This window comes from Streptomyces antioxidans, from assembly GCF_000968685.2.
Lineage (GTDB): Bacteria > Actinomycetota > Actinomycetes > Streptomycetales > Streptomycetaceae > Streptomyces > Streptomyces antioxidans.
Genome location: NZ_LAKD02000014.1, coordinates 21,483 through 34,127 on the forward strand (window position 1 = coordinate 21,483; position 12,645 = coordinate 34,127).

The following is a 12,645-nucleotide window of genomic DNA, read 5'->3' on the forward strand; positions in this document are numbered from 1 at the left end:
TGCGGGCTCGGTTTTCTTCCGCATCTGGGGGTCCATTGTGAGGAATTCACCGAAAGCCGCTGAGCCGCTGGCGGATCTCGCCATCGACTACGTCGAGTTGTATGTGGAGAACCTGGATTCGAGTGCGTTCCAGTGGGTCGACCGGTATGCGTTCGCCATCGTCGGGAGCGGCGGTTCCGCGGACCACCACAGCCTGGCGCTGCGGCACGGAGGGATCACGCTGGTGCTCACCCAGGCGACCTCCGACCGCCACCCCGCCTCGGCGTATGTGCTCAGCCACGGCGACGGAGTGGCGGACATCGCGCTGCGCACCGCCGACGTGCGGGCGGCCTTCGGGGCGGCGGTGGCGAACGGCGCCGGTGTCCACCGGCAACCGGTCCGGCACACCGGTGACGGCCCGTCCGTCACCGCCGCGGTGCGGGGCTTCGGGGACGTGGTCCACACGCTGGTGCAGCGCGCGCCGGACGCGGGCCCCGGGCTGCCCGCGGGTTTCGTACCGGCGGATTCCGTACCGACGGAGAACCGGGCGCGGCCCGGGGGGCCGGGCTCCGAGGCTGACGTGGCCGAGGGCGCGGGCCTGCTCGACATCGATCACATCGCGGTCTGCCTCGGCACCGGCGACCTCGGCCCGACCGTCGCGTACTACCAACGGGCGCTGGGCTTCCGTGACGTCTTCGCGGAGCACATCGTCGTCGGCGCCCAGGCGATGCACTCGAAGGTCGTACAGAGCCCGTCCGGCACCGTCACCCTCACGCTCATCGAACCCGATGACACGGCCCTGCCGGGCCAGATCGACGAGTTCCTGAAGAGCCACCAGGGCCCGGGCGTACAGCACCTGGCCTTCTCCTCGCACGACGCCGTCGGCTCCGTGCGCACCCTGTCCGACCGTGGCGTCACGTTCCTCACCACGCCCGGCGCGTACTACGACCTGCTGGGTGAGCGAATCGGCCTCAGCCCGCGGCGGCTGGCCGATCTGCGCGCCACCGGGGTGCTCGCGGACGAGGACCACGACGGGCAGCTGTTCCAGATCTTCACCGCCTCGACCCACCCGCGGCACACCCTCTTCTACGAGGTCATCGAGCGGCAGGGCGCCCAGACCTTCGGCAGCGCGAACATCAAGGCGCTGTACGAGGCCGTGGAGCTGGAGAGGACCGGACAGCGTGACTTCCGGCGCTGACCGCACCGCTGGCGGTGCGGCGGGGGCAGGCACGACCGGGACAGGTGCCAGCGCCGTCGACGGTATCGAGTGTCTCGCCGATCTCGAGCGCGCCGCCGCTGCCGTCCTGCCCCCCGACGTCCGGGACTTCGTGGCGGGCGGCAGCGGTGACGAGCTGACGCTGGCCGCCAACCGCGCGGCGTTCGACCGCACCTTCCTCGTGCCCCGGGTGCTACGGGACGTCTCGCGGTGCACGACGGATGCCACGCTGCTCGGCCGTCCGGCGGCGATGCCGCTGGCGGTGGCCCCGGTGGCGTATCACCGGCTGGTGAGCGGGGACGGCGAACTGGCCACCGCCCGGGCGGCGAAGGCCGCGGGGGTGCCGTTCGCGGTCTCCACGCTGAGCAGTGTGCCGGTCGAGGAGATCACCGCGGTCGGCGGGGCCGTCTGGTTCCAGCTGTACTGGCTGCGCGACGGCGCTCGGACGCTGGAGCTCGCGCGCAGGGCGGAGGACGCGGGCTGCGAGGCGCTGGTGCTCACCGTCGACGTCCCGTGGATGGGCCGCCGGTTGCGGGACGTCCGCAACCGGTTCGCGCTCCCGGCCGAGGTGCGCGCCGCCAACATCGACGCGGGCGGAACGGCACACATCCGGCCCGCCGGTGACTCGGCGGTGGCCGCGCACACCAGCGAGGCGTTCTCCCCCGCGCTGACCTGGGCCACGGTGGACCGGCTGCGCGAGCACACGCGGCTGCCGCTGGTGCTCAAGGGTGTGCTGGCGCGGGAGGACGCGCTGCGCGCGGCCGAGGCCGGGGTCGACGCGCTGGTGGTCTCCAACCACGGCGGCCGTCAGCTCGACGGAGCCGTGCCGAGCCTGGACGCGCTGGCCGAGCTGGCGCCCGTGCTCGACGGCCACCGCTGCGAGCTGTTGCTCGACGGCGGTGTCCGCAGCGGTACGGACATCCTCAGGGCCCTGGCCCTCGGCGCCGCCGGGGTGCTGGTGGGACGGCCGGTGATCTGGGGGCTGGCCGCGGCGGGTGAGGCGGGGGCGCGGCGGGTGTTCGAGCTGCTGGCCACCGAACTGCGGACGGCCCTGGGGCTGGCGGGCTGCGCCGATGTCACCGTGGCCCGGACCTTGCGCACCGTACGGTGAGCGGCGTCCGCAGGGGCGGCAGCGACACCATCGGCCGGCTACTCCCCCAACGACGCCGCTGAGCGGTCACCTACACCTCCAACGACGCCGCTGACCGGCCGACCGTGTGCATGTGCCGCAGCCCCTGCCGATAGGAGTCCAGCAGCCCCGTCTCGGCGTACGGCAGCCCGAGGAGGTGGCAGTGCTGTCGCACGAGTGGCCGTGCGAGCCTGAGGTGGGGCCTGGGCATGCTCGGGAAGAGGTGGTGTTCGATCTGGTAGTTCAGTCCGCCGAGCAGCCAGTCGGTGACCGCACCGCCGCGTACGTTGCGCGAGGTCAGGACCTGTCGGCGCAGATGGCCCCAGCGGCGTTCGGCCGCCGGGTCGGGCATCTCCATGCCCTTGTGGTTGGGGGCGAACGCCATGCCCAGATGGAGCCCGAAGAGCGCCTGGTGGAGCAGGGCGAACACGATGGCCTTGTCCACCGGCAGGCAGATGAGCAACAGGGCTCCGTAGCCGATGGCGTGCAGCGCCAGGAGGGCGCCTTCGACGGCCCGTTCGCGAACCGGCTGCCGTCGCAGATCCCGGACACCGCTCACCTTCAGCGCGATGCCCTCGAGAAGCAGCATCGGGAGGAACAGCAGGGCCTGATGGTGCGTCACCCAACGGGCGGGGCCACGGCGTGCGGCGGCTTGCTCCGCGGTCCATACGAGTGCGCCGACACCGACGTCGGGGTCCTTCTCGATGTGGTTGGGGTTGGCGTGGTGCCGGTTGTGCTTGTCGTTCCACCAGGCGTAGCTCATGCCCAGGAGCAGATTGCCGTGGAGGAGCCCGAGGGCCCGGTTGGCCCGGCGGCCGGAGGCGATCTGGGCGTGTCCGGCGTCATGGCCGACGAAGGCGGTACGGGCGGACAGGACCGCGAGCGGCGGGGCGAGCAGCAGCGACCACCAGGTGTTCCCGGCGAGGGCGAGCACCGTCACCACGGCGGCCAGGGCGAGGAGGTTCACGGTGATCATCCGCGTGTACCAACCCCTGCGCCGCTCCAGCAGCCCCTGCCTCCTGACCTCCCTCAGGAGGGGAGCGAACTCACTCCCCTGCGACACGGTGCCACGGGCGAGTGCGCGGGGCTCGGACGGCATGGTGGCCTGCGGCATGAAGGACTCCGGTCCTGTAGCGGCCATAAGACTCTGACCTGCACAAACGTAGGGACCGAAGGCCAATCGGCGCTATGGCGGCACCACCCCGACCGCAGGGGGGCCAGCCCCCAGGTTCCACAGGGGGCTGGCTACACCTCTCCTGCTCCCGGTGTCCCGACTCACCGGGCCGGATGGCGAAACGCGGCTGCGGTACTAGGCGAGCTGGAGATCCACCCGGACCGCGATCTCGTCCCACATCCCCGCGCACTCACGGGCGAGACTGGCGACGATGCCGCTGCAGTGCGGCGGCACGTTCGCGATGATCTCCTGCCATTCCTCGGCACTGAGCATATTGACGTTGAGCAGCCTGAGCAGCCTGCGGCCCGTTTCGTTGAACCGCAGGGCGGGGTCCGAGGTGAGGCGGTGTACGGCCGCGAGGCGGTCCGCCATCGGGACCACCTCGGCGGTGGCCGCGCCCGCCGTGGACCGGCTCAGCGCCTCGGTCCGCCGACCCCCGGCCTTCGCCGCGCCGCGCGACCTCGGCAGGGGGTCCTCGCCCCTGTTCATTCGGTTCCTGACGTCCCGCGCGGTCTCCGGGGAGATCCCCGCGGCCCGGGCGATCTGGCGCAGCGACAGACCCGGGTTCGCCGTGATCAGCCTGCTCGCCAGCTCGCGCCCGGCGGCACTGTTGATGGGACGGACCCGGCCGTCCTGACCGATACGGCTGCCACCGGCCGCGTCCTCGGCCGATGTCCGCCGCCGGATCTCCGCGACGGTACCCGCCGAGATGCCCGAGACCGACGCGATCATGCGGTCCGACCACTGGGGGTGCGACACGATGATGCGCGCGGCCGCGGACTTGCGGTCCGCCATCGACAGCGGCAGGCCATGGGTGATGTTGGAGCCGACGGCCAGGACGAACGCGTCGGCCTTGCTGCCGTCGAAGAACGTGACGCTGATCTTCTGGTCGCCGCGGAGCTCCGCGGCCCGTAGCCGGTGGGCGCCGTCGACCACCCGCATCGTGGACCGGTGAACGATGATGGGCGGTAACGTGGCGTCCGTCTCCGCCAGTGCTTGGATGTGCTCCGGGTCCTCCCCTGAACTTCGTGGTGACTCCGCCGTCGAAATCGACGCGATGTCGACTTCGACGACCACTTCCTCAAGTTGCTGATCGAACATCGCCAAACCCCCCGCTCCAAGGCGAGCTCGCCTCGAAAGAAACTCCATCCGGGGGTGGCAGGCATACCGTGAACACCACGTCGAAGATCGCCGACCGTGGCCGATTGCGGCTGATCTTCGTCGATCGTCGCTGATTGCCGCCGATCGTGGCCGATCAATATCGACCACCCCCCGTTGCGCCACTTCGCGAAATCGCGAAAGGCCGTTCCAGCTTTCGACGCAGACTCTAACAGCGGTCAGACGGTTTGACACCTCGTATCCCCGCGCGGCGCGCCGCCGTTACTCAACTAGAACTCACGGTTTCGGATAGGGCGATCACCATCGGAAGCGAGACGTTCTGTATGTGCTTACTGATACCAGCGGGACAGGACGCGCCAGATGAGGCGAATGCAGCTCCGTTCGGCCACTCACCTGGTCTTTCCCATCTCTCCCCGGAACCTTCCGGAGCCCTGGAGCGTGTACGAAATGCTTTCACGGGACATGCGGAAACGCCAAATGAGGGGACCACGCGAATGCCGCTCCCGAATCCATCCCGCTGTCCCGCCGGCGGGACGAAACGCATTGGCTAGAAGGTTCTACGAAGCGCTGTTTACGCCCCCAGGGCAGAGGGGTCGGCGGCGGGTCCGGGAATGTGCGGAACCGGACCGTCGGCCGCCTCGTCCAGCATCTGGACGATCCAATCCATAAGCCCGAGCCCGGCGATCTCCGCCGCGCGCTCCCAGCGGATTCTGCGCTCGGCGACCACGCTCACCTGTACGACGCCCGACTCGTCCGCAGCTTCCGGGGACTGCCGCCACATCCGTATCTGGCGACGTAATGCGTTGCGGGTCCAGCCGCCCTCCTCGGCCCGGGTCAGCCACTCCTCCTGCTCGGACTCGGCAAGGGCCGCCACCTCCGCATGGTGCTGGAAGCTCAGCTTGCCCCGCCGCCTGTCCGGCTCGAACTTGCGCGCCACCCATGCGTAGTTGCGCAGCGTCTGATAGTCGAGCGAGGTCTGCTTCAGCGCCTGCCGGTAGCGGTCGGGGTAGTGGTCCTGGCCGAAGATGAGCCAATCGCCCAGCCACCACGCGGAGGAGTCGGCGATGACGTGGATCTGCTGACCGAGGTGGCGCCACTCGGACAGCGGCAGATCGGGAGGGAGTGACAATCCCGTTCGCCGGGTGGTTGTCCGCCCGTTCGCGGGGATGGACATCGTGCACACCTCACCTGCCCTCGTCTTCGGCGCACTCATCCTCCGCGGCGGGAGGTTTCGGTGAGGTTTCATCGCGTCTGGCCTTGGTCTGGCCGGTTCTCAACGGCCGGCAAGCACATGCCGCGCGGGCAACCGGGGGCGTTACGGTGCCGAAACCCCTGCGCCGGTGTACTGGGCGGATGCATGCGGAACCGGTCTCACCGCGAACCGACAGAGGAGGCTCCATGGACACCGCGGCCCGGCGGTGTGCCGAATGCGGCGCCGAGTTCACCTGGACCAGCAGGAACCCGACGCGCCGGTTCTGCGGCTCCAGATGCAAGACCCGATGGTGGCGCGCCCACCGGCGCGATACGGACACCGCGGACACCAGGGACACCGCCGACCGGACGCATCACCGGTCGCCGCCACTGCCGCTGCCCCCGCTCAGCACCGGGCACGAGTGCCCGAACTGCGGTCAGCGCATCACCGTGCTCAACCTGATCGTCGCGGCCGAGGCGAACGCGTCCTCCACGTAGCGGAAGACGAACGGCGGAAGGCCGGGAACACCACGCCCGGCTTCACCGGCCGCCCGCCGCGGGCTGTCCCCCTGCCCGCCCCTTGCCGCAACTGGGGCTCCGCCCCACACCCCGGACCGGGCACCGCTCCGCCCTAGACCGCGGTGGAGCTGGCGAGGGCCCCGCCGGGGCGCCGTAGTGTCTTCCTTGCCGGAGGGGGTAGGTGCCGGTCGTTCCATTCGATCAATGCCGCCTTCCCCTACGGCCAGGAGAGACACGTGCCCAGAGCGCTCGTCACCGGGATCGCCGCCACCGCCCTCGCCACCGTCCTGCTCACCGGCTCCGGAGTAGTGAGCGCCACCGCCACGGCCACCGGGCCACGTCAGCCGCACGCCACCGATGTCCACCGGGTCCATATCCAGGATGACTTCGACTCGCTCGGGCCCGAGGTCCGGGCGCTGAAGCTGGGCTCGGGGCGCACCGCCCACTACATCGACGACGGTCCCCGGGACGGAAGGCCGGTGCTCTACATCGGCGGCACCGGCACCAGTGCGCGGGTGGCCCATATGACGGACTTCCTGCGCAGCACCCGGAAATCCCTCGGGCTGCGGCTGATATCGGTCGAGCGCAACGGTTTCGGGGACACCGGGTTCGACAAGAGCCTGGGCAAGGCCGACTTCGCGAAGGACGCGCTTCAGGTGCTGGACCGCATCGGGGTGCGCAAGGTCAGTGTAGTCGCCATCTCGGGCGGCGGACCGTACGCCGCCGAGCTGGCGTCCCTGGCCCCGGACCGCGTGCAGTCGCTGCACCTGGCCGCCGCCCTGCCGCCGTACGGCGCCAAGCCGTCGTACTGCTCGATGTCCGACGAGGAGCTGGGCAAGTCCCTGGAGAAGCAGGTCGCCGACCCCCGGGTCTGGTGGGCGTTCCCGGACGACAGCCCGACCAAGCGCATCCCCGGCTTCGGGGACACCGCCTTCGAGGACGGCGCCCGCACCTACAACCAGCACGGCCAGAAGGCCGACCCCGCGGCTCAGGTGCATGAGCAGAAGCTCTACTGCCAGCGGCCCGGCCCCGATCTGTCACGGCTGACCGCCCCCGTCACCCTCTACAGCGGGAAGAAGGACACGACCGTGCCGCCCAGCACGGTCGACACCTGGAAGCGGCACCTGCCCGGCGGCCCGGCCGTGCGCAGCTACGCCGACTCGGGTCACGATGTGCAATACCGCCACTGGGACCAGATCCTCGTCGACCTCGCCGGACACACGGACCGCACGGTCATCTGCTACCGGGGCCACAGCACGATGCCACCGGCCCGGATCGCCGACCCGCTGGTCGAGAAGGGCCGCGCCACGCTTGGCAGCTGCGCCTGGCAGAAGGCCGGTGAGGACGGCCCGGTCGGCTGAGGCGAGGTCCCGGGATACGTCACGGTCGGCGCGCCCAGAACAGGGCGTGGCCGCCGTCCCCCTCGGGGGCGAACTCCTCTCCCGCGACGGTCAGTCCGGCCTCGGTGAGCCACGCCCGATAGGTCGCGGCGTCGGCGTGGCTCCACCACATCGTGGCGCCGCCGCCGAGCCAGTTGTCGTCGGTGCCGGTCCAGGCGGTGTGCCCGGTGGTGGCCAGCAACCAGCCGCCGGGGCGTAGCCAGGTGGCGATCCTGGTGAGGAGGGGAGGTTGTTCGGCCAGTGGGATGTGGATCAGGGCGTAGAGGGAGACCACGGCGTCGAACGTGGCGGCCGGGAATTCCACGGCCGTGGCATCGGCCTGACGGAACTCGGCCTCCGGCACGAGCTCCCGGGCCCGGCGGATCTGCTCCCCGCTGATGTCGACACCGGTCACCCGGTGTCCGGCCGTGGCCAGAGTGCGGGCCACCGGTACGCCGCTCCCGCACCCCAGGTCCAGCACGGTGGCTGCGGCCGGGATGCGCTCCTTGAGGGCGCCGAGCCAGAGCTGGTACTTGGTCTCGGTGGCGTAGGACTGCTCGTAGTGGCGGGAGAGCGCGTCGTATCCGCGCCTGACCACGTCCTTGGGGTCGTCAATGTCCACGGCGGGGCACGGTAGTTCGGGGCGCGCGCGTGCCGCGAACGGTTTTCGTGCGTCGCGCGGCGCCGTTCGCGCCTTCGGCGCCTTTGAGCATGGGTCGGGGGTGCCCTGGCCGGGCTCCGTCGCCGACCACCGGGCCGGTGGAGCGAAGCCCGGTGGCGGCCCCCGCCAGGTCATGTTAGGGACCGTTCCGGACTGCGGCGGGGGGTACCCATGGAAAGTGTTTGACAAATTGGTTGTGCCAGATCAAGCGTTCTGGAAGGGGGTACCCGGGAGGGGCGGGAGCGAATGCGACGCCGGGTCAGCCGGGGCCTTCCCTGGGCGGTCCAGCATCGCACTCGATGAGATCTTGCCCCACCGGCCCGGCGGACGGCGACGGTGCCGCGCCCCCGCCCCCCACCGCCGCTGCTCACATGCGCCGAAGGCGCGAGACGGTGCCCGCGCCCGGTCGCCCGTCCCCAACGCCGTCAGACCTTGCGCACCGCAGCGACGAACTCCGCCCAGGCCCGCGCTGGAACGACCAGCGCGGGCCCGCCCCTGTGCTTGGAGTCGCGGATGCCAACCTGGGCGGTCTGGGACAGGTGCGCGATCTCCACGCACGCGGTGCCGTTGTTCTCGCTGTAGGACGACTTGAACCAGGCACCTTCGGGTGCGACATCAGAAGCTATGCGGTGTGTCATGTCAGATCTCCCGTACTAGTCGTTGCAGGAAAGCGGGTGTCTCGCCAGGCGCGAGAGCGCCTGCCCGCAGGGCTTCGAACCTGCGGGCGAAACTCCAGATGGTGGTGTCCTTGTCGCTGATCTCCGACCCGTCGGCGGCATCGCTTTGCACCACTGTCGGAAGCGGGCTGCCGAACTCCAGCAGGGTGAAGTTGGCACCTGTCCGGTAGGTGGCCGTGGTCATCGGGAGGATCTGGACGGTCACGTTGTCCAACTGCGCGAAGGCAAGAATCGCCTCATACTGCTCACGCATGACCTCCGGGCCACCCACCACCCGCCGCAGTGTCGCTTCCTCTTGGATGACCCAAAGCTCCACCGGGCTGTCTCTGCGCGTCAGAGCCTTCTTGCGTTCCATTCGGATCTGGATGTGTCGCTCGACGAACTCCGTCGTCGTCTCCTCAACCGGCTTGGCAGTCTGGAACATCTCACGGGCGTATCGCTCGGTCTGCAACAACCCGAGGACCACATTCGGCTGCCAGGCCCGGATGGTCCGAGCACCGCTCTCCAGCCCGATGTACATCCCCATGCCGGACGGCAGCACGCTGCGATAGAGGGACCACCAGCCCCGGTTGAGCGAGTCCCGGTGGATCTCGACCAGGAAATCCACGTCCTCCTCTTCCTCGACTCCATAGCGGTCCAGCAGAGTCCGCAGCTCCGCAGTGGTCCTGAGGCCGGTCAGCCCGTTCTCCACCCGATGGAGCTTCGAAGGGGAGAACGTCAACCCGTTCACCGCCTCCGCCAGGGTGAATCCAGCCTTGTCTCTCAACCGCTTGAGCTCCCAGCCGAGTTGCATGCGACGGACCGTGGGTCCTGTTGGCGCTGCCACGAGTATGCCTCCCGGTGGGTTGAGCCTGCCATGCCGTGGTGCGAGTTCCGAGTCTGGCACCGGAAACCCGCTTTGTTCCGACAACAGCCCACTCGGTCACATATGCCATCTCAAGCGAGAAATTCAATCACCCTTGCACAGCAACTCTTACGGCCATGAAGCTGTTTCCGCCACCGCCTCCTCACTCGCGGTAGCCGAACGAACCTCGAAACGCCATGGAGCCCGCATGCCTTCCTCACGCCCCCGTCTGCTGCCCTGGCCCGGACTGAACGGGCAGCCCTGCTTCCTCGTCACCGACAACACCGGCACCGGCTACCTCTCCCGGCTGGCCGACGAGATGGAGGCCGTCCAGCTACGGACCGGGGCCGACCTCCTCGGGCATGCCCGGCCGCTGCTGCGGGACCGCAAGGTCGACGCCTGTGAGCTGCGCTTCGTGGGGCACCGGCTCGCCGAGGCGCTGCATGACGCGCTGCGGGTGGCGCAGAGCCGGGGGCGGCGGCTGGAGGACGGGGAAGAGACCGCGACCGGGGAGAGTTAGTAGAAACATGAACAACAGCGTGGACGTCGTGGTCATCGGTGCCGGACAGGCGGGGTTGTCCGGGGCCTATCACCTGAGGCGGGCCGGGTACGAGCCCGGGACCGGCTTCGTGGTGCTTGACCACGCGCCCGCGCCCGGCGGGGCGTGGCAGTTCCGGTGGCCCTCGCTGACGTACGGCAAGGTGCACGGGATGTACGACCTGCCCGGCATGCGGCTGACCAGCGACGACGCGGATCCCGAGCGGCCCTCGTCCGAGGTCATCCCGGCCTACTTCGCACGCTACGAGCGCGCCTTCGACCTGCGGGTGGTGCGCCCTGCGCACGTCGGCGCCGTACGGGACGGGGACAGCCGTCGACTGCTGGTCGAGACCTCGGCCGGGACCTGGGCCGCGCGGGCGCTGATCAACGCGACCGGGACCTGGGACCGGCCGTTCTGGCCGCGCTACCCGGGGCAGGAGACGTTCCGGGGGCGGCAGCTGCACACCGCGCGGTACCCGGGGCCCGAGGCGTTCGCCGGGCGGCGGGTGATCGTCGTCGGGGGCGGCACGTCCGGGGTGCAGCATCTGCTGGAAGTCGCGGAGGTGGCGGCGGAGACGACTTGGGTCACCCGCCGCCCACCGGTCTTCCGCACCGGGCCGTTCGGCCAGGACCAGGGCCGCGCCGCCGTCGCGCTGGTCGAGGAGCGGGTGCGGCGGGGGCTGCCGCCGCAGAGCGTGGTGTCGGTGACCGGGCTGCCCATGACGGAGGCGATGGAGCGGGCCAGGGAGAGGGGGATACTCGACCGGCTGCCGATGTTCGAGCGGATCACCCCGGACGGGGTGACCTGGGCGGACGGGCGCCACGTGGAGGCGGACACCATCCTCTGGGCCACCGGTTTCCGCGCCGCGATCGACCATCTCGCCCCGCTGCGGCTGCGTGAGCGGGGTGGCGGGATCGCCGTCGAGGGGACCCGGGCGGTCCGTGATCCCCGGGTGCATCTGGTCGGCTACGGGCCGTCGGCCAGTACGGTCGGCGCCAACCGGGCGGGCCGGGCGGCCGTACACGAGATCCGGGCGCTGCTGGACGCCGACCCGCATCCGGCGTGGTCAGCGGAGAAGGCCGCCGTCGGGCGGTGACGGGGTGCGGGGCGGGCCGGTGCTCCCCCGGACCACGAGGGTGGGGTCGAGGACGATGTCACGGTCGGCGGTGCGCCCCTCGTCGAGCCGTTCCGCGGCGGCCCGGACGGCGAGCTCGGCCGCCTCGGCGGCCTCCTGGCGTACGGAGGTCAGGTCGATGAAGGACAGCCGGGCGAGCTGGCTGTCGTCGTAGCCGACGATGGACACGTCGTCGGGCACCCTGAGGCCCGCGCGCAGCAGCGCGCCGAGCAGACCGTGCGCACAGCGGTCGTTCCCGGCGATGACCGCGGTGGGCAGCTGGGCGGGGGCCCGCGCGAGCAGGGCCCGGGCCACCCGGGCGCCGGATTCCTCGGTGTAGTCGCCGGGGTGCACCCGGATGTGGTCGGCGAGCCCGTGGCGGCGCATGGCGGCGCGGTAGCCGCGTCGCCTCTCGGTGGCGCCGGGCATGCGACCGCCGTCGATGTGCGCGATGGCGCGGTGCCCCAAGGCCACGAGGTGGTCGACGGCCTGGCGTATCCCCTTGCGCTCCGCGGTCCGTACGACGTCCACACCGGCGGCCCTGGTACGCGGGTTGATCTCCACGATGGGCGTCCGGCCGACACCCGTGGTCAGGTGCTCCCAACTGGACGTGGCGCCAATGGTGATGACGGCTTCACTGCGCAGTCCGAGCAGTTCCTCCATCGACTGGCGCTCACCGCGGGTGGCGACCATGGCGTTGAGCACGAGGGTGTAGCCGTGCTTCCGGGCGGCGGGGTACAGCGCCTCGACGACGCCCACGTCGAACGGGTGGCGCATGGTGAACAGCACACCCAGCTGCCGGCTCCGGGTGCGCCGCAGCAACTGGGCGGCGGTGTCGGGACGGTAGCCAAGTTCCTCGGCGGCCTGGAACACCCGTCGGCGGGTGTCGGCGCTCGCCCCGGGTTGGTTGCGGAACACCAGTGACACCAGGGCCTGGGAGACCCCGACCCGCGCGGCGACATCGGACATGGTCGGCCGTTTGCGGCGCCCCGCCGAGGTTCCCGGCCCGCCCGAGGCGCCCGCTCCCCCTGGATCCCCCATCCCGCTGCCTCCTCGCGCTTCATGTCTTGACATGCGTCACACGCCGCTCCCATAGTACGTAGCG

13 protein-coding genes are annotated in these 12,645 nt (G+C 70.6%); 6 read left to right on the plus strand and 7 right to left on the minus strand.

Annotation, left to right across the window (positions count from 1 at the left end; genetic code table 11):
* The first annotated feature begins 37 nt into the window (after positions 1–37).
* Positions 38–1,177: a 4-hydroxyphenylpyruvate dioxygenase gene (gene hppD, locus VT50_RS07685; protein WP_046088596.1), complete on the plus strand. Its 1,140-nt coding sequence runs from the start codon at positions 38–40 to the stop codon at positions 1,175–1,177.
* Complete coding sequence (locus VT50_RS07690) at positions 1,161–2,306, plus strand: alpha-hydroxy acid oxidase (RefSeq protein WP_420822171.1); 1,146 nt, start codon at positions 1,161–1,163, stop codon at positions 2,304–2,306. The genes hppD and VT50_RS07690 overlap by 17 nt, the downstream gene beginning before the upstream one ends.
* A gap of 70 nt (positions 2,307–2,376) precedes the next feature.
* Here the strand turns inward: VT50_RS07690 and VT50_RS07695 are convergent, their stop codons facing one another.
* From VT50_RS07695 to VT50_RS07705, 3 genes are all read right to left on the minus strand, one after another.
* Positions 2,377–3,438 (minus strand): fatty acid desaturase family protein, encoded by a 1,062-nt coding sequence (locus tag VT50_RS07695; protein WP_046088597.1) that lies wholly within the window; start codon positions 3,436–3,438, stop codon positions 2,377–2,379.
* Between the two features lie 195 nt (positions 3,439–3,633).
* Positions 3,634–4,599: a ParB/RepB/Spo0J family partition protein gene (locus tag VT50_RS07700; protein ID WP_075200468.1), complete on the minus strand. Its 966-nt coding sequence runs from the start codon at positions 4,597–4,599 to the stop codon at positions 3,634–3,636.
* Between the two features lie 589 nt (positions 4,600–5,188).
* Entirely contained in the window at positions 5,189–5,746 is a 558-nt protein-coding gene (locus tag VT50_RS07705) for an LmbU family transcriptional regulator (RefSeq protein ID WP_240529078.1), read from the minus strand.
* 269 nt (positions 5,747–6,015) lie between these two features.
* Here VT50_RS07705 and VT50_RS07710 point away from each other — a divergent pair, with 269 nt between their 5' ends.
* Together VT50_RS07710 and VT50_RS07715 are read left to right on the plus strand one after the other, a co-directional pair.
* Positions 6,016–6,306, plus strand: a complete 291-nt coding sequence (locus tag VT50_RS07710; RefSeq protein ID WP_046088600.1) for a DNA gyrase inhibitor YacG — start codon at positions 6,016–6,018, stop codon at positions 6,304–6,306.
* Between the two features lie 257 nt (positions 6,307–6,563).
* Entirely contained in the window at positions 6,564–7,688 is a 1,125-nt protein-coding gene (locus tag VT50_RS07715; RefSeq protein WP_046088601.1) for an alpha/beta fold hydrolase, read from the plus strand.
* 19 nt (positions 7,689–7,707) lie between these two features.
* On the opposite strand, the gene VT50_RS07720 is transcribed toward VT50_RS07715, so the two are convergent.
* The 3 genes from VT50_RS07720 to VT50_RS07730 form a co-directional block, all read right to left on the minus strand.
* On the minus strand, positions 7,708–8,328 hold the full coding sequence (locus tag VT50_RS07720) for a class I SAM-dependent methyltransferase (protein WP_046088602.1): 621 nt from the start codon (positions 8,326–8,328) through the stop codon (positions 7,708–7,710).
* A gap of 464 nt (positions 8,329–8,792) precedes the next feature.
* Entirely contained in the window at positions 8,793–9,005 is a 213-nt protein-coding gene (locus VT50_RS07725; RefSeq protein ID WP_046088603.1) for a DUF397 domain-containing protein, read from the minus strand.
* Position 9,006: 1 nt separating this feature from the next.
* Positions 9,007–9,837: a helix-turn-helix domain-containing protein gene (locus VT50_RS07730; RefSeq protein ID WP_240529079.1), complete on the minus strand. Its 831-nt coding sequence runs from the start codon at positions 9,835–9,837 to the stop codon at positions 9,007–9,009.
* A gap of 259 nt (positions 9,838–10,096) precedes the next feature.
* Between VT50_RS07730 and VT50_RS07735 the strand changes: the two genes are divergently transcribed.
* Positions 10,097–10,408 (plus strand): hypothetical protein, encoded by a 312-nt coding sequence (locus VT50_RS07735; protein ID WP_046088605.1) that lies wholly within the window; start codon positions 10,097–10,099, stop codon positions 10,406–10,408.
* A 7-nt stretch (positions 10,409–10,415) separates the two neighbouring features.
* On the plus strand, positions 10,416–11,522 hold the full coding sequence (locus VT50_RS07740) for an NAD(P)-binding domain-containing protein (RefSeq protein ID WP_046088606.1): 1,107 nt from the start codon (positions 10,416–10,418) through the stop codon (positions 11,520–11,522).
* On the opposite strand, the gene VT50_RS07745 is transcribed toward VT50_RS07740, so the two are convergent.
* Entirely contained in the window at positions 11,493–12,509 is a 1,017-nt protein-coding gene (locus tag VT50_RS07745; protein ID WP_046088607.1) for a LacI family DNA-binding transcriptional regulator, read from the minus strand. The two genes, VT50_RS07740 and VT50_RS07745, sit on opposite strands and share 30 nt — an antisense overlap.
* Positions 12,510–12,645 lie beyond the last annotated feature (136 nt).

Coding starts and splice junctions, on each gene's coding strand:
- VT50_RS07695 (WP_046088597.1), bottom strand. CDS start 3,438: ATGCCGCAGGCCACCATGCCGTCCGAGCCCCGCGCACTCGCCCGTGGC.
- VT50_RS07700 (WP_075200468.1), bottom strand. CDS start 4,599: ATGTTCGATCAGCAACTTGAGGAAGTGGTCGTCGAAGTCGACATCGCG.
- VT50_RS07710 (WP_046088600.1), top strand. CDS start 6,016: ATGGACACCGCGGCCCGGCGGTGTGCCGAATGCGGCGCCGAGTTCACC.
- VT50_RS07725 (WP_046088603.1), bottom strand. CDS start 9,005: ATGACACACCGCATAGCTTCTGATGTCGCACCCGAAGGTGCCTGGTTC.
- VT50_RS07730 (WP_240529079.1), bottom strand. CDS start 9,837: ATGCAACTCGGCTGGGAGCTCAAGCGGTTGAGAGACAAGGCTGGATTC.
- VT50_RS07735 (WP_046088605.1), top strand. CDS start 10,097: ATGCCTTCCTCACGCCCCCGTCTGCTGCCCTGGCCCGGACTGAACGGG.
- VT50_RS07740 (WP_046088606.1), top strand. CDS start 10,416: ATGAACAACAGCGTGGACGTCGTGGTCATCGGTGCCGGACAGGCGGGG.
- VT50_RS07745 (WP_046088607.1), bottom strand. CDS start 12,509: ATGTCCGATGTCGCCGCGCGGGTCGGGGTCTCCCAGGCCCTGGTGTCA.